The sequence below is a fragment of the Gilvibacter sediminis genome, assembly GCF_028561565.1.
In the GTDB taxonomy this organism is placed as follows: domain Bacteria; phylum Bacteroidota; class Bacteroidia; order Flavobacteriales; family Flavobacteriaceae; genus Gilvibacter; species Gilvibacter sediminis.
This window is the reverse complement of sequence record NZ_JAQQTE010000001.1, coordinates 1,002,269-1,019,331: the sequence shown is the minus strand read 5'-3', so window position 1 is coordinate 1,019,331 and position 17,063 is coordinate 1,002,269. Positions and strand designations below refer to the sequence as shown.

Sequence of the window (17,063 nt, the reverse complement as noted above, 5' to 3'; positions counted from 1 at the left end):
ACATGATGCCACGATCTTCTTTACGTTGGATGTTTCCTCCTCCTAGATTTCTTGATCCGAATACGCTAACCAACTCTTTCTGGCTTTTAAGCCTATCCACCAAAGCTTTGAAATCTTCAAAGTCAGTGGATAGGTCTGCGTCCATAAAGCCTACAAACTCAATATCTGAGCGTGTGTGCAAGTAACGAGCTCCTGCTCTTACTGCGGCAGCTTTTCCACCATTGCGCTTAATGTCAACAACAGAAATACGGTTGTAAGCGTTGCGCTTAAGTCGGTTTAAAACGGTGATAGTCTCATCAGAACTTCCATCATTTACAAAACAAAGATGGTAATCAGCATTTTCTTTTATAAATTGTAAAAAAGCAATTTGGTTGATTCTATCGGCTTCGTTGTAGCAAGGGATAATAATTCCAGTTTTCATCGTAAAAGAGATTTGTGTTTGTTTTTGTTTGATGCAAACATATCCCAGCGAGGCGGCTTTTTGTGGGGGTTTTCGGTCAGCATCAGTTTACTGTAGACGAATGCCATTGATCGATAGATTTACCACTCAGCGATAGTTGTAACTTTGGTGAAAAGCTTTAAAACCTTTTGAAGACACTTAACTATAAGACCAATCCCTATCTGTTAGCAGCCCTTATTCTGGGGGTACTGCTTCACGGGGCTACGGTGTTTGGCACTTTGGAGCGCACCTATGACGCGCTGATCCATCTGTTCTTTGCCAACCATTATGCTACTGATTGGTTTTCCCACTGGAACCAAAGCTGGTATACGGGCTTCACGGTTTACGGATATCCACCTTTAGTGCATCAGGCCATTGGCTTGTTCTCCTTAGTTGGGGGACTCAAGTTTGGACTCTATACCGTCTCTTTAATAGGAGTTCTGCTCTTTGTGAGCGGAGTGTTTAGATTTGCGCGTTTGGTTTTGCAGAATTCTACGGCAGCCGGTTATGCTGCACTGCTCTGTGTTTTTTCCACTTCTTTTGTAGAAACCCTGCACCTTTTTGGCCAATTGCCCAGTATCATAGGGATGAGTTTGCTGATGCACAGCTGTCCGGAAGTCTATAAATGGGTGCGTTTCAAACAGCGAAAGGCCCTTTTGAGAAGTTGGATTCTCATAGCGATCATGGTGTGCTCGCATCATGTGACACCTATATTTGGAATGGTCTTTTTCTTGTTCCCGGTCATTGGTATGGCTTTGGTGGACTCCGCAGAACAGCAAAAAAGAAATACGGTACATACGCTGATCGTTCAGCTACGCAAGCGTTTTTGGCCTATAGTTGGCTTCGGATTTGGAGCTTTAATGCTGATAGTATTCTGTATTCTGCCCTACTGGCTCAACACCAAGAACAATCCCATAACCCAGATGCCTATTCCGCATGGCTCTCGAGACAATTTCTTTGAAGTTGGTTCTTCTGGTTTGGTGTTCTTTTTAATACCCTGGGGTTTGTTCCTCTTGTTATGGCCCTACGCTTTTAAGACCTTATATAAAAGACGATTGGTCTTCTTCTGCTTGTCTTTTGGATTGTTAGCCCTTTTGGGTACGGGAGGCACTACGCCAATACCGCGCATGATTTTGGGAGACAACGCTTTTAATATTCTAACCCTAGACCGATTTACCTTATGGGGCTCTTTGGTAATGCTGCCTGTTGCCGGGCTCTTTGCTGCTGATTTCTTTGAGGGCGACCTGCGCGCTCGATTGCACAATAAATGGGGCCGAAAGAGTTACCGCCTTTTGGGAGCGCTTATGATAGGTGGTTATATCATGGCAGCCATTGCTACGCTGAATCTTGGAAAAATGCGCCCTTCGCAGCCCAAGACCATAGACATGCTGCCCATAGTAAACTTCTTGAACCAAGACGAACACTATAAATGGCGCTATCTCACCCTTGGGTTTGGCGATCAAATGGCTTGGTTATCTGCACAGACTAAGGCCCTAACGGTAGACGGAAATTATCACTCAGCCCGCAAACTGCCCGAACTCACTACGACTCCCGTAGAGCGCCTAGAGAACTCTAAGTTTAGAGGCATTGAAGGCTTAGGCTCGTTGCAGCAGTTTTTGGCCAACCCCAACAAATACAATTTAAAGTACGTATTCTCTAACGACAAGTTCTACGATCCACTCTTACACTTTAGTGGTTGGAAACGCTTGCCTGCTTTAGAGAATGGCATCGTGGTTTGGGAGCGCGAAGGGGTGAACACCCTACCCTCAGTACTGAACACGCCGCCCATCTCAAAATTTCAGATGCTCATTTGGGGAATCGTTCCGGTCAGTGTGGCCGTATTGGGGATTTTGATCTTTATTTTCATTCGTTCCAAGGATAAAGTAGAAGACGACTTAGATTCCGCAGCAACCACCATAAACCACAAACTGTTGCGCAAAGGATACAAATTGGCCCAATTGGCCTGGGTGCTGAGTATCATTGCAGTCTTTGCCAAACTGAATTGGGACTATTATCAAGAATCAAGGCCTTTTACAGATCCCGAAAAGCTTGTCCTAGCCTATTATGATGCCATGGACTTTAAAGAGTTTGAGCGAGCGCACAGTTACCTCGACCCGGATTCGGGGAAGACCTTAGACCGTTTTATGTTAGAGATCGCGATCACAGACGGTTTGTTGAGCTCTTATGGGAAGTTGGATGACATTAGAACAGAAGTGCTCTTTGAATCGGAAGATCAAAAAGAGATCGCCGTAAAGACTGAGTGGATCACCGCACTCAAGAATTACAAGCAGCAAGACACCATTACCGCTAAAAAACAAGATGGACGCTGGGTGCTGGTGCCTAAAGCTTTGGATCTGGACATTCCTGTAGATGTCTACCTCAGCAAAGAAAACGTAGAATTCTACAACCAAGGCCGACGCAGAAATACGCTTAAAACGACCTTCTATGAAGATGTTCTAAAACGACCAGAAGTTGCCGTGACCAGTGCAAAACTTATAGAATATGACGATCAGTACTTTTTGGTTGGACAGATTAAGAACATTGATTATCACCCAGCGAGTCTATTGATCAGTGCTAGTTTATACGATGAGAACGGACAGGTATTGGCACAATTTGCGCCTAAGGACGCCATCAATTACCGGGTTATGCCCGAGCAGCAAGTCCCTTTTCGGATTCCGTTTGAGGAAATTGCCTGGGTAGAAGATACCTCTCAGATCGATGAGACCTTTAGCCCGGACTTTGCTCCAGCTTTGACCTTGAGCAGTCAACCTGTGAGCTTTGAAATTGCTGTGACTACGAACGTCACCAGTGATATCAGCCCTCAAAACTACAGCATAGAAAAGCAGTTCATAGCCGATAGAACGCTGGAATTGGAAATGCTCAACGCCAATACATCAGACTGTACTATTCCACAATTCTTAGTAGAGATCTACAATAAAAAGAAAGAACTGGTTTGGGTAGAACCTCACTACGGAGATCAAGCCTTGAGACCCTATCGCCGTGGAAAATACTTGATAGATATTGCAGAATTTGAAAGTCATCCGACCCCTAAAGAGAGTGGAGTGGTCATACTGATCAACGGAAAACCAAAGCCCATTCTAGAGAACAGAGGCCCTGAAAGACTCATGCCGCTTCCAGCAGAAGCCTTTTATGTAGACATCACTTTAAATCCCTATCACGCACAAAACTGATGAGAAATCTAGCACACATAGCGATTTTACTCACAGCATTGCTTTTTATAAGCTGCAAGCAAGAGCAGGTGTCTTCATTGGTTCCTAAGGCGGAGTTTAGCCTGTCAGAATCCTACTTCTTGGGAGAACTCAAAACTGCGGTGGCTAAGTTCAAAGCAGAAGCAGCGGTTGAAACCGCACAAGTAAAACTGTTCTTAGAGGCTGGAGTCTACCAAGCCACGCTTTCACCGATAAGTTGTGATTCGGGCAATTGTAGCTTTGAAATTCCAGAGATCATCTCCAACAAAACAGGCTTGAGCCAATGGCGTTTAAGCTTTGAAGATACCTCCTTAGGCTCAGGAACTTTTAGAGTGGTTCCAGCGGACGGTTCTGTTTACAGTATCAATACCTATATCGGCCCACCATCTGCCAAAGCAGGAGAAGAACGTGCAGCCATGGCTGTGGCTATTCCAAGAGATGCGCATGACAATTTGATTCGCAAGCCCGACAGTGTGGTGATGGACTACCGTTATTTGAATCAACAAACCACAACGGAATCGAGTATTCGTTACGGACTGAGCTTTATTGAGTTTGATGCAGGTCCAATTGCCGGTAATTTCCAGTTGGGCGGGTCCTACAAAGGAGCGGAGGCCAAGGCCGCGCAATTCATAATCATGCCCAATGAGGCGGTGGATTTTGAATTGCAACCCCAACCCGAACACGATATCGCAGATGGCCAGCAAGAACTCGAGGTGATCACTTCTGTCATTCGTGACCGCTTTGGAAATGCCGTTGCAGATGGCACAGGGGTGAGTTTACGCATTGATCAATCCGATGAAGTGACTGCTTTTGTCAGTACCATTACCTCTAACGGAATTGCGCGTTTTACGGTGCTACATCCTGATGAGGCTATGGACTGGAACCTGCAAGCCAGTTTAAATAATGGCGCAGTCTCTAATCAATCAACCTTGTCATACAGATCCTTCACGGATGCGTTTCCCGTGGAGCTAACGGCAGAAGATCAAATTACTGTGGGGCCTATCACAGGAAGGCTTAACGAGCGCGTGACCGATGGGATCATCGTTCGCTTGTACGATGCAAACAATACTTTACTGATTGAAAAACAAACGCGCAACGGCATGGCCTTTTTTGACCTGAGCGGGCTTTCAAAAGAGCCCAAATTGCCGCTAAGAATTAATACAATGGGCGTAAATGAGCTGGTAGAATGAAAATGAGCAAAAACATATCACGCATGATACGCCGTGTTGTTTTGGCTGTCCTGCTGCTGCTTTCCCTAGCGGTTTTAGGCAAAGTCTTGCAGTATTTCAATGAAGGTGCAGATCGCAGTAGCTTACTGGCAGATGAGTCGGCTGCTTCTGGAAGGATCACTCCTTTTGACTTTGATCTGGGCAGTGATTATATAGGCGATCCAGATCGTGTGGTACTGCAAAGCATTGCTAAGGATTACAGTCTTGCGCTCAATCAACTTCAAGCAGCATTCAGTCTGCAGGATACTACCCTGATCGCGGATCAATTCACTCCGCAGTTGCGCAAAAAATTAAATGTGCTGCTGAGTGCCGGTTACGACCCTAATATTGAGCAGCAATACATCAAACACAATTTGGTTTTTAGGTTTTTATCTGCCGATAGACAGATAGCCGCCTTTACGGATAAAGATGCGCTGCGCATCAGCAGTCAAAAACTCAGCGATGGTGATTTGGAGATCGTGGATAGCCAACAGATCTCTCAAGAAGTGATCATGTTCCTGCAAGACGGTTTTTGGCGCATTGCTTATTTGGAACAGGTTGCGATCAATCCGTACCAATGTCAAACCGAAACTACCTTAACTGCGGATCCAAACCTTCGTGGAATCAACTATTATCCCAAAGACTTCCCTTGGGACACTTTCAATCAAGAATTAGAACTGGACACCATTGCCAAAGACTTTAAGTTCATCCGTGAGCAAGGCTTGAATGCAGTGCGTCTTTTTGTTGATTTTCATGATTTTGGAGGAGGTAATCCAGATCCAGAACACCTATCACGTCTTGAAACCATCTTAGATCTTGCACAAACTGCTGATCTCAAAGTGGTACTCACCCTCTTTGACTTTTACGGCGATTATTCTTTAGCCAATTGGCCCGCAGCCTCCAATCATATTGAAGTACTTACCCAAAAGTTAGGCGATCACCCTGCAATTCACAGTTGGGATCTAAAAAATGAGCCCGACCTGGATTATGAAGGTCAGGGTGAAAAACGGGTAGAAGCTTGGTTGCGTTTTGTCGCAGATCAACTCCGCAGTCAAAAAATAACCCAACCCATTACCATTGGTTGGAGTTCTGCTATGGCTGCCTATGAACTTACAGACCTCGTGGATTATGTCAGCTTTCATCATTATACGGCTCCAGAGAATCTTCCAGAAGACCTAAAGAACTTAAAAGCCAAAACGGATAAGTCTTTAGTGGTTCAAGAATTTGGTATGAGCACCAACAGAGGTCTTTGGGCGCCACTGGGTAATTCTCAAGACGATCAACTGGCTTATTATGAAACCATGCTCAAAACCTTTGAATCAGCGTCGGTTTCTTTTATGTGTTGGACCCTCTATGACTTTGAAGAGGTTCCCGGCAAAGTCAGCAGTTGGAAACCTTGGATAAAGAACAAGCAAGCCAATTTTGGCTTGCTCGATCATTCGGGGGTTGAAAAATCTGCGCTTCAAGCGCTTCGAACTTCACTAAGCCGCTAGAGCGGACTGTTCACTCAATGTTGGGGAGATAGTTTCAAAAAGGTCTAAATATCTTGAGCTAATGGTTTCCATTGAAAGGGCTTTAGCCGCTTCATAGTTGTTCTTAGCCAATTGCAAACGATACTCTTTATCGATACACAATACTTTCAGTGCAGTTACTAGAGAATCAACTTCTCCCGGCTCAAAGTATACGCCTTTGTATCCTTCATCTGCAACTAGGTCTGCTAGGTCACCAATGTTTGGCATCACTACAGCTTTTCCGTAGCTTCCTGCTTGGTGTAATACTCCTGAGCTTCCTGTTGTAGCCGTATAAGGGAATACTACTACATCACTGTTTCCAAAGATCACAGGAACGTCTTCTTCTTCTACATATCCGGTGAATTCAATTCCTGGTACGTGTGCGTACTGCTCTTGTACTCCAGCTAAATATCCTTTTACGTTCGGATTGTCTGTTCCGGCGATTATCAATTCGATCTCCGTAGGTACTTCTTTGCGCAGTACTTCTACAGCCTCGATCAACTGCTCTACTTTCTTATAGGTTCCGAATTTACCGAAGGTCATTAATTGAACCTTGGCGTGATCGGCGTCAAAATTTACGTCTTTAGGCACTTCAAAAGTTCCGTGAGGGATCACTTGAATGTTCTTAGCGTTGTATTTGTCTTGAAGGATCTCTGCGTAGCGATCAATAGTTACGGCTACTTTATCTGCTTGTAATACCAAGCGAGTCAATTGGGTTCCGATCCATCCAAAGATCTTCTTTTTAATTGGGCTTTGCGTAAAGCCAGCTTCTTCTAGATCTACAGTCTCCATAATGTTGTGCAACAATACAGTGGTTGGGATCTTAGCCCATTTGCTCAACATTGGGGTTGCCAATCCTAGAGCGGCAGGGATCTTCTTGTCTCCAAACTTCATGAACTGTAGGTTGTACAATACGGCGTCTGGTGATTCTTTCTTTAGGGTCTTAACAATGTTGATTGGATTCATCACACTGTTGAACTTCCAACATGGAATGATGCGCATGGCGCAACCTTCGTTGCTGGCTTCTACTGTTGAGGCTTCAACAGTTTTGTCTGTTAGTACTACTACTTCGGTTACGCGCTCCTGCATGCGGAAGTGCTTGATCAGGTGATATGCGTACTCATTCAATGTGAGTTTACTCGGTGGGTAGGCTGTTACGATTGCTAGTTTCATAGGTATTAGTTTTATACTGCAAATGTGGGGCAAATGCTTGTCTTTCAAGGCCGATCGTCGATAGCGAGCCATTTAGTGTCGACGAATGGAAATTAGGTTTAGATTAACGATTTTTCACGCTTGTGGCGTTGGATCAGCAAGAAGGCCTGAGTAAGCATCAGCAAGCTCATATAGATCACTTGAATGTAAACGATGCTCTTCAAACTTTCGTGGAACAATGTAAAGGTCACCAGTTGCAAGGCTCCGAATCCTAAAGCGATCCAAACAGCGCGATAACGGTCTACACTTAAAGCGTAGTAGACAAATACATTGGCTAGGGCAAAACATCCGGTTGCTAAGGCGTAAGGTCCAAGCAGTGGGGCTACTTCTAAATAAGCATCCGTAAACATGATGGTCACGATCTGCTCAGAGAATAAATAGCATCCTACCACCAATACAAATACGATAGCTGCGATTCCGGATAAGTACTTCAAGAATAGTCTCAAGTGGTTTCCACCATTCTTTCTTAGGGTTACTACTTCTGGTAAAAGTAGCATTACGATCATCCAAGTGATGAAGAACACGATGCGCCCTATTAAGGCCATGGCGGCATACTGTCCAGCATCAGCTGCAGAGAAATAATGCTTAACCATAAGTAGGTCAGCGTTGCTACATACAATCTGCAAGCATTCGTACAAGCAGATGTACATAAAGAAGATCCCAATCCGCTTCTGAAGCTTTTTAGAGACACTGAAGGATTGAAACAGTGCCGGCTTATGGGGTTTAACTGCAGAAGCGAGGATAACGGATCCGCCAATTGCCAAAGCAACTGACCAGGATGGTTCCAGATCAAAGACCTGGATCGCTAATAAAGTGATAGCAAAACGCGCCAACATTTCAATTTGGTAGGTGGCAGCCAAGGCAATGTACTTGCGTCCGCCTTGTGCTTTTCCGCGGGTAATACTCAACCAGAGATAAAAAGGTACACTTACACCCAGTGGGTAAAAAACATCAACATCTCTCATGGAAAACAGTGTCGCTAATTGGGGGGCAAAAGCGACGATAAGTAGGCCGATAATAACACCGAGGATTACAGTGTATCGTGACATGAATGCCATGCCGGCCTCTCTTTGTGTACCTTCTAACTCTGCGTAGAATTTGGTCGCGGTAAGTTGGATTCCTGTGGCCAAGAAGGACAAGGCCAACAGTAATGTGATCAAAAGAACCGCCTCAGCAAATACGTCAGGACTTAAAGTGCGACCGAGCCAAACGTTATAAGCATAGTTTCCGGCATTTACCAGCACAGCGCTTATGGTAAATAACTGTGCAGGCGTTCTTAATATGCTCCAGATTGTCTGAGGCGATAATAGACTGAATTTCTTAGCTAGCGAGTGCATGGATCTGATTTGTATGACGGAAAGCTCCGAGAATTTTACGATTCTTAAGTCCATAGACTACGCAAGTCTTGTTGCGTAATTCTGCTTGAGAGAACAGTTGCTTGAACATTAGGGCTGCAGAGATATCTACAACGTCTAACTTTGCTAAAGAGATATGCAACTCTTGCTCAGCGTGCAGTTTCAGATTAAAATAACGTCCGATCTCAAATACTTGATCTGCAGTTAGGTTTCCGCTTAGGACGTATACGTTTTCTTGTTTTGTAATTTGTAGTGCCATGGTAGTTTGTTTAAGTAGTTATTGGGGGTTTTTATTAATTAGGCAATTTGTAATTGTGCGTTTGAAATTGTATTGTGAACTATTCGCATAGTTGGATAAAGTTTTATAACTTTTGAATTGTGTACGAGTGTTAATTTTGTTTCCATGTCGTTTTGTTTTCTGATACAAAAGTGCAGTAAAACAGTAGCTTAGCTCGGCGATATTCGGTGAATGACCGTTTAGTGTAGACGAATGGTATTTTAGCTTCGTTTGAATATATTGAGGACGGATTTAACTTGGAAGTATGAAAACGAACTACCTATTTATACTAGTGTTGACAGCGGTTTTTAACTGCTTATCTGGTTTTGCCCAAGACTTCTCAGAAGGATTCAAACTCTTAGAGAAAGGTGATTTCGCAGCTGCGGAGACCTATTTTGCCGAAAAACGCCAACTGTATCCAGACAATAAGACCGTTGCCATCTGTTATGCACGGGCATTGGGATTGTCTTCAGACCCTCAGGGAGCACTCGATATATTTAAAGACTTAGAAGAGCAATATCAAGGCGATTACGAGATCGGATTGAACCTAGCCGAAGCATATCTGTGGAACAAACAGTATGATCAAGCCCTGAAAGACTATAAGGTCTTAACGGCCAAAGATGCAGAGTCTTTCCCAGCGCAGTTAGGCTTGGCCAATACATACAGCAACCTAAAGCAGTATCCGCTCGCCCTAGAAACCATTGAAAAGGCCTTAGCTATAGATCCAGGAAACCCGGGTGCGATGAACAGTAAGTTCTATATTATCCTCGGGTATGCGGATCAAGAAAAGAAAGCCAAGAACTTTGAAAAGGCAGATGCGCTCTTTCAAGACTTGGTAAAGCAGGCTCCAGACAACAGCTTGGCACGCATAGTCTATGGAATGTTCTTTTTTGAGCAGAAGCAATGGGATGCCGCTCAAGCGCAGTTCAAACTCATACCAGATGCGGTAGACCGTTACAGACATTTGGCGCTACTAGAACAGGCTAAAGAAAACTCCAAAGAAGCTTTGGTTTTGGCTAAGATCGCAGTAGACTCCTCACAAACACAAGATGCAGCAGCGCAACTTAAAGCCAAGGAACGCTTGGTCCAAGCCTATCTGTGGAACGCGAAGTTCAAAGATGCTAAAGCCACAATTGATCAACTGCAGTTGGAAGACACCAAACAGACCACTTACCTCGCCCTATTAGCAAATTACTATACGTATACAGATCAACCACAAAACAGTCTAGATACCTACAATAAGATATTGGGAATCAATTCCAGCTCTTATGACGGCCTGATGGGTAAGGCAGGAGCCCTGCGTGCTCTGAATCAGAAAAAACTAGCAGTAGCACAATTGGACAGTGTTTTAAAATACTACCCCGGACAGGCGGACGCCATCCAACTCAAGGAAACTATTGCCAATTCTTTAAAGACCAATGTGAAATCTGAGTTTGCGTATCAAGAGGACAACGATACCAACGTTACTTATTTGGCGGGGCTGACTTTAGAACTTCCTTTGAACGACCGTCACGGCTTCACCTTGAATTACAACAACCGCAACACCACGCGTGAGTTGTCTGATTCTGAAGCGACAAGTAATACAATCTCTTTAGGATACACCACGCGAATTCACAACAGAACTACGGCTACCATTAGCGGTGGATTCACCAAAGTAACTGCCGGACCACAGGCCTATACCCAATGGAATGCTCAGGCAGAAGTTAAGACCGTGCTTTTGCCGCGCAACAACTTTAGCTTGGCTTATCAAAGAAGCATTCAAGACTTCAATGCTACGCTTTTAGCGTCGGAATTAGTGTTAAACAACTTTATATTGAACAACAATTTGATGCTGATTGGGAATTTAGGGTGGTACACGCAGGCACGCTATGTGGCGCTGTCTGATGACAACCAAAGTCAGCAAGTATTTACCTCTTTATACTACAGCTTAGGTAAAAAGAGCATCTTTAAATTTGGAGCTAACTATCAGTTCTTGACCTTTAAAGAAGATAGAGCCGAGCTTTACTTTAGCCCGGACAGCTTCAATAATGTTGAGGGTTTTGCTCGATTTGATCACAACGGCAAACGCTTTGTAGCGGCTGTTGAGGTCGCGGTCGGTACGCAAACCATAGACGACCAAGATGCTATGAGCACCCTGCGTGGTTTCGCGGAGTTCAAATACAACTACAACAAAAGATTGGTCTTGGGGGTATTTGGACGCTACAGCAACAGTGCTTCTGATGCGGCCAACGGATTTTCATTCTATCAAGTCGGGATCAGCGGGCAGATCAGACTCTAATTAGAGCAGATTGAGTCTTTTCATCAATTCTGGGCGGTTGGATCTAGAGATCGGGATCACATCGCGCTCTATAAGCACACTGTTGTCCTCAATATCAACGATCTTGGTAAAGTTGATGACATAACTGCGGTGCACCTTAATAAACTGAGATTCCGGAAGTTTCTCCTCGATCTTCTTTAAGGTGGAATGCACTGTATAATTCTTGTCGTGGGTTTTGATGAGGATATAATCTCCTTTAGCCTCAATTAAAAAGATCTGATCAAAAGCGATCTTAATGAGTCGCCGATCAATATTGACATAGAGTTCCTTTCCTTCTGGACCACTAGATGATGGTGCAGACGTTGGTGCTGGCGCTGGCGCTGACTTTGTCTTTGGCTGCGCTTTGAGCTTTTCTACCATCTTTAGAAAACGAGGTAGCGTTACCGGCTTCACCAAATAATCTTTGATTCTAGGATACTCAAAAGCTTCAATTGCAAACTGCGGATCACTGGTAGTCAAGATCACTTGCACATCTTTAGTAACCGTATCTAAGAAATCAAAGCCGGAAAAGGTAGGCATATGGATATCCAAGAAAATGATGTCCACTTCATTCTTATTGATGAATTTGATCGCCTCAATCGCATTGTCAAACTGTGCTACTACATCCAGGTCATCGGTCTGTTGACAGAGTTGGTCGATAATGGCTCTTGCCATCGCCTCGTCATCAATAATAATACACTTCATAGGTAATTAGTTATTTTTTAAGAACTGATCGATCTGATCAAGAACTGCAGCGAAGGCTTCGGTATGCTGATAGTCCTCTTCTTTCAAGGCTTCTTCATGCTCCACCGCCAACGCGCGCCCCTGAACTAAGCCTAAAATACTAATTTTATGCTTAAGCTTATGCACCATAGCCGCAGCTTTTGCAGAATCTTTAGCTTCAATTAAGGCGTGATACTCTTGAAACTCTGCAGGGAATTCCTTGGTAATAATACCGACAAATTGTGCAACAACTTCGGGTTGACCGTCGGCAATTTCGTTGAGGTAATCTAAATTTGGGTGTTCCATAGTACTCAAAGTTACTATTTTGGATGGGTAAAATAAAACGCTGCGCCTTGGCCTTCTTCACTTTCTAAACGCAACTGCCCGCCGTGATCTTCCACTATTCGACTCACTATGGCCAAACCAATACCACTCTTGGTGGAGTCCGCATCTAGCTTCTGGAATACTTGGAAAACTTTTTCTTGATGTGCCATAGCGATCCCTGGACCGTTGTCCTTCACATGAAATTCGTAAAAATTACCGAGATCTTTGTACCCAATTTCAATGCGATCTCCTGTTGATCTCATCGCAGCAAGTGCATTGTCTATTAAATTTTGAAACAATTGGGACATGCGCAGACGGTCTGCTCGGATCTCCGGCAATGGAGCTACCTCAATTTTAATAGCATCTTGCCGTTGCACTAAGGTCAACACCTCATCAATAAGCTCGTTGAGATTAACACGCGCCGCGTTGGCTTGAGAAGTTTCTCTAAGTTTGGAATAGCGAAGAATTCCGGCAATAAGCCCATCCATTTTCTCCAAACTGGAATATATATGTGGCATATGCACAACAGCCTGATCTGGTTGATCTCCTTCTAAATCCTCTTGGATCCATTGAACCAAAGAGTGAATGTTTCTTAAGGGGGATTTCAAATCGTGAGAGACCACATGAGCGTAGTCGTTAAGGTCTTTGTTGTTGCGCTCCAAGCGTTTGAGCAGTCGTTTCTGCTCCTCAAAATCAGAAGAGGCCAATAGCGACATTCCAAACTTTCTGATCACCGGATCCAATTGACGCAGTTCTGCATCTGCCCAGGCTTCCTTTTTGGGACTGTGCACAAAGAGCACACTTTGATTCGCCATAGGGAAAGCAATGATATAACCTCCAGAAACAGGCACAGGACAAACATTGCTGATCTGCTCATCTACCGCAACGCAAACGGGCTTGTCTTGATCCAAGAATTCCTGGATGTATTTAATAGTGACTTCTTCTTTGGGTTTATAGGGTGCCGGAATGGCGTAACGCAAGCGTACGTTTTTATTTTGGATTTGCACAATCCAACCCGCTTTGAGCATTTTTCGGCTCAAGAATACTTTCATAAAATGGTCACAGTTCGCCTTGTAATTCAAAGACTTGCCAATGGCCATTGAAAGCTCATACAGACTAAAAATGGTTTGTACCGTACCCGACATGATTATTCAAAGAGTCCCACTACTGTGGTTTTGTTGAAAAATTCAATAAAGCCATCACCAAAGGAAGAGATCTCACCAAGGGTTAAAGCTCCACGCATAGTGGGTTGCACTCCTTTTTGTTGCAAGGCTTTGGTTACCGCTTGAACTTCCTCCTGGAAATTATCATCCAAGAAGAGCACCCGAGATATACAGTCAATAACCAATGCAGCTGCGGGTTGTTTGGCTTGATCTGCTGCGATCATAGCCGCCTGTTCTGCGGCCGCAATTAATTCCTGATTCTTTCCTTTCAACACATCGAGAAAGGTGTTTTCTGGAACCTCACCCACACAGATCAAATGCCCGTCATCATTCACCGCTATGGGGTCACGAACCACGCATTCTGTTCCTTCACGAACCATTCCAAAGGGATAACCCTTGGCAATATCAAAGAAGGGTTGACTGTCAAAGGATGCTCCGTAATCGGCTTCAACTACTTCTCTGTAGACTTCAAAGGCAGGTCTCCAGTTGATTTCTTCCACCACATTTGCAGTGGTCTTCGTAGCCACAAAAGGACCGCCCAATTTCTCCCAACCGTGTTTCACACCCAAATGGGTCGATTGATTCAACAGGCAGTATATTGCGGCATCTTGCAAAAATCCTTCTCGGCTAAATAAGCAAGGGGCTTGCTGCAAACTCAAACTACCAGCGCCTCCACCAAAATAACGGATCTCGCTGCCGTAACTTCTGTAGAGTTCAGACAAGAATCCAGAGATGCCAGAAGCTAATCCATCAACCAAAGTGAATACACAATAATCACTGCCTAAAGCAACGGGGTGTTTTTCCAGATTGTAATTGCCTTCGGCCAAACCACGAGCAATATGAATTTTTTGTAATCCTTGTAATCGTGTTACCACAACACCTTGATCAATCAAGGCGTTGTCAAAGATCAATTTTGGAAACAGCCCGCCAATGTACTGACAAGAAGTTTCATTAAGGGCAGCCATAAACTCATCAATATCTGCGCCTGTATTTTCTGCCACCATAACAACGAACAAGGAATCAGGGGTTGCCTCTTGTTGCATTGCGGCTGCAATTTCTTTTGGATTAGGATTGGTAAAAATCATTTTTTCTTGCTGAGGGTAAAATAAAAGGTTGAACCTTGGTCAATAGTACTGTCTAGCCAAATTTCACCGTGATGTACTTCCACCACTTTTTTAACCAGTGCCAAACCAAGTCCGCTAGACTCTCCATCTGGATTGAGGGATTGGAAAATCTTAAAGATCTTATCGTGATATTCTGGAGCGATACCCATGCCATTATCGGCTACGGTAAACTCAAAGAAGGTGTCTTTATCTACACAGTCAATTTTGACAAAGCCACTCGGCTTATCATTGTATTTAACCGCGTTCACTATTAGGTTCTGGAAAAGCTGTTGCAGCATGATCCGATTCCCAGAGACCACGGGTAAATTATCAGCAATCTGCAATTCAATATGTTCGGGTACAAAAATAAGGTCTTCAATTTCTTGTACGAGCTCTCTGGTATCCACTGGAGCAAATTCTTCCGCTACACGGTCCACCGATGCGTATTCCAGTACATTGGAGATCAACTCCTCCATTTTAGTAATGGTCCCTTCCAAAAGGGCAAAGTGCTCTTTAGATTCATCGGGGAGTTGATCATAATTATCTTCTTTGATCCATTCTGCCAAGGCGCTAATACTTCGCAGAGGGGATTTGAGATCATGAGATACCATATGGGCATATTCGCTGAGTTCTCGGTTGGACAATTCCAACTGATCCAAAAGCTTTGCGTTTCGCGCTTCACTTTCACGTCTTGCACTAACGTCCATGGCCGAGCGCAATTGCAAAGCAACCAAATTGGAAACTGAAGTAAGGGTTTTAAGTTGTTCTTTGGTAAAGAAATCTGCTTGAGGGTGCTCTGCATCAATAACACCAAGCACTTGGTCATCCACGCTAATTGCTACGGCCAACTCAGAAAGCCTAGCGGCGTCGTCTCGAATATATCGTTTGTCGGCTCTGGTGTTACCGATGAGTTCTGCTTTTCCCGATTGAGCCACCGATCCAACAATTCCGGTTCCTACTGGAATTATCAACGGATTGACAATGTTTCCGTCTTTATCCAGTTTGGCACCTACCGCAGATATTTGCTGCAAATATTTTTGTTCTGGCATTTTGAGATAGACCACACAATCCTCAGTCTTTAAAAAGGCAGAAACCTTTTGGGCTAAAATGGTCCCGATCTCTCTAAAATTGGTCTTTCCGAGGATCTCTTGAGCCACCTCAGAGATAAAAGCTAGTGCATTGGATTCGTTGAGTTCGTCAGTAATATCACGAACAATACCTTGAGCCGCTATGGGCCGCTCTTTATTATCCAAAACGATGGAGGCATTGATCTGTACCCAACGCACTCCTTGACTGCGGGTAAGAACACGGGCTTGATAATTGGTAAAGTAGCCCTTTTCATTTAAGGATTGGAAGGACGCCATGGCGTAGGCAACATCTTCTGGATAGATCAAACTCGCCACGTTGACCGTTTCTTTTTCTAAATCAATGCCAAAGAGTTTATTGGCCGCTTCGTTCATGCGCAGGATGTTCCCTGCCAAATCCATGACCACATAGGCGTCAACAATATTCTCAAAAATACCTTGTAATTGAGAATTCTTTTCACCCAGCAAGGTCTCCAACTGTTGATTGGCTTCATGCAATTGCTGGGTGCGCTGATAGAGTTCAGCGGCTTTGACTTCTAAGATTTTTTCTGCCTGCTTTCTGGCGGATTTCTCTCGTTCTATTTTCCTGAGCAGGAGCGTGTGTTCCTTACTATCCATCCGTTGAAATTACGAATTTAACCTCAGATCCGTCTTCTTTAAGCATATCCATGGTAATCGTAGCTTCTTGGTTGAAATATTTGAACGTTTGCTCCATCAGACCTAATCCAAAACTATACATAGCACGAGAAGAAGTATATACCATCACTAATTTGGTATCGGTCTTCTCCTGCACGTCAAAAGTAGGTAACTGGGCATCAGGGTATATTTTGCGAACCTCTACGTGAATATGGTTCTCAATAGAAGCCAGCATCTCTAGAGGGTCTTTATACATAGTTAAAAAGGTAGGGTATTCACGTTCTATGACCTTGTAGAAATGTTCTGCAAATACGCGTTGCAAGGTACCGATATCAATACCGGTCTTTGCACTCAAGTGCGTGAGCAATTGAAGCATTTCTGAAAACTCATAAGTTCCAACAGCAGTGTAGGCACCGCCAGAAGGTAAATCGGATTCGTCGATGATATGGTCTACCATTTCTAGACCAAATTTCTCCTCGACCAATTCCAATAATTCCGTAAATACAATTCCTTTCATATGAT

General features: G+C 44.0%; 14 protein-coding genes. 4 read left to right on the top strand and 10 right to left on the bottom strand.

Features of this window, described 5'->3' with window-relative positions; all coding sequences use genetic code 11:
* On the bottom strand, positions 1 to 421 hold a 421-nt coding region (locus POW22_RS04655), incomplete at its 3' end, for a glycosyltransferase (RefSeq protein ID WP_272831459.1).
* Between the two features lie 167 nt (positions 422 to 588).
* Between POW22_RS04655 and POW22_RS04650 the strand changes: the two genes are divergently transcribed.
* Genes POW22_RS04650 through POW22_RS04640 form a run of 3 tightly spaced genes read left to right on the top strand, consistent with a single transcriptional unit; the run spans position 589 to position 6,349 of the window.
* Positions 589 to 3,630, top strand: coding sequence for a hypothetical protein (locus tag POW22_RS04650; protein WP_272831458.1), 3,042 nt, complete (start codon positions 589 to 591; stop codon positions 3,628 to 3,630).
* Positions 3,630 to 4,838, top strand: coding sequence for a hypothetical protein (locus POW22_RS04645; RefSeq protein ID WP_272831457.1), 1,209 nt, complete (start codon positions 3,630 to 3,632; stop codon positions 4,836 to 4,838). Before POW22_RS04650 ends, POW22_RS04645 begins: the two co-directional genes overlap by 1 nt.
* 23 nt (positions 4,839 to 4,861) lie before the next feature.
* Complete coding sequence (locus POW22_RS04640) at positions 4,862 to 6,349, top strand: cellulase family glycosylhydrolase (RefSeq protein WP_272831456.1); 1,488 nt, start codon at positions 4,862 to 4,864, stop codon at positions 6,347 to 6,349.
* Here POW22_RS04640 and POW22_RS04635 read toward each other — a convergent pair.
* The 3 genes from POW22_RS04635 to POW22_RS04625 form a co-directional block, all read right to left on the bottom strand.
* Entirely contained in the window at positions 6,338 to 7,540 is a 1,203-nt protein-coding gene (locus POW22_RS04635) for a glycosyltransferase (RefSeq protein WP_272831455.1), read from the bottom strand. The genes POW22_RS04640 and POW22_RS04635 overlap by 12 nt on opposite strands.
* A gap of 98 nt (positions 7,541 to 7,638) precedes the next feature.
* The gene (locus POW22_RS04630; protein WP_272831454.1) at positions 7,639 to 8,916 is read right to left on the bottom strand and encodes an oligosaccharide flippase family protein; all 1,278 of its coding nucleotides are present in this window, start codon (positions 8,914 to 8,916) and stop codon (positions 7,639 to 7,641) included.
* Positions 8,900 to 9,193 (bottom strand): hypothetical protein, encoded by a 294-nt coding sequence (locus tag POW22_RS04625; RefSeq protein WP_272831453.1) that lies wholly within the window; start codon positions 9,191 to 9,193, stop codon positions 8,900 to 8,902. The genes POW22_RS04630 and POW22_RS04625 overlap by 17 nt, the downstream gene beginning before the upstream one ends.
* 283 nt (positions 9,194 to 9,476) lie before the next feature.
* Between POW22_RS04625 and POW22_RS04620 the strand changes: the two genes are divergently transcribed.
* Positions 9,477 to 11,489 carry a tetratricopeptide repeat protein gene (locus POW22_RS04620; RefSeq protein WP_272831452.1) on the top strand — a complete coding sequence of 671 codons (2,013 nt, stop codon included), beginning with the start codon at positions 9,477 to 9,479 and terminating at the stop codon, positions 11,487 to 11,489.
* On the opposite strand, the gene POW22_RS04615 is transcribed toward POW22_RS04620, so the two are convergent.
* The 6 genes from POW22_RS04615 to POW22_RS04590 are packed head-to-tail and all read right to left on the bottom strand — an operon-like array spanning position 11,490 to position 17,058.
* A complete protein-coding gene (locus POW22_RS04615) occupies positions 11,490 to 12,212 on the bottom strand; it encodes a LytR/AlgR family response regulator transcription factor (protein WP_272831451.1) in 723 nt (240 codons plus the stop codon).
* 6 nt (positions 12,213 to 12,218) lie between these two features.
* Positions 12,219 to 12,536, bottom strand: coding sequence for an Hpt domain-containing protein (locus POW22_RS04610; RefSeq protein ID WP_272831450.1), 318 nt, complete (start codon positions 12,534 to 12,536; stop codon positions 12,219 to 12,221).
* Between the two features lie 14 nt (positions 12,537 to 12,550).
* Positions 12,551 to 13,699 carry a sensor histidine kinase gene (locus POW22_RS04605; protein ID WP_272831449.1) on the bottom strand — a complete coding sequence of 383 codons (1,149 nt, stop codon included), beginning with the start codon at positions 13,697 to 13,699 and terminating at the stop codon, positions 12,551 to 12,553.
* A 2-nt stretch (positions 13,700 to 13,701) separates the two neighbouring features.
* Positions 13,702 to 14,760 carry an FIST signal transduction protein gene (locus tag POW22_RS04600; RefSeq protein ID WP_272831448.1) on the bottom strand — a complete coding sequence of 353 codons (1,059 nt, stop codon included), beginning with the start codon at positions 14,758 to 14,760 and terminating at the stop codon, positions 13,702 to 13,704.
* A 38-nt stretch (positions 14,761 to 14,798) separates the two neighbouring features.
* Positions 14,799 to 16,523, bottom strand: coding sequence for a PAS domain-containing sensor histidine kinase (locus tag POW22_RS04595; protein ID WP_272831447.1), 1,725 nt, complete (start codon positions 16,521 to 16,523; stop codon positions 14,799 to 14,801).
* Positions 16,516 to 17,058 carry a heme NO-binding domain-containing protein gene (locus POW22_RS04590; RefSeq protein ID WP_272831446.1) on the bottom strand — a complete coding sequence of 181 codons (543 nt, stop codon included), beginning with the start codon at positions 17,056 to 17,058 and terminating at the stop codon, positions 16,516 to 16,518. Before POW22_RS04590 ends, POW22_RS04595 begins: the two co-directional genes overlap by 8 nt.
* Positions 17,059 to 17,063 lie beyond the last annotated feature (5 nt).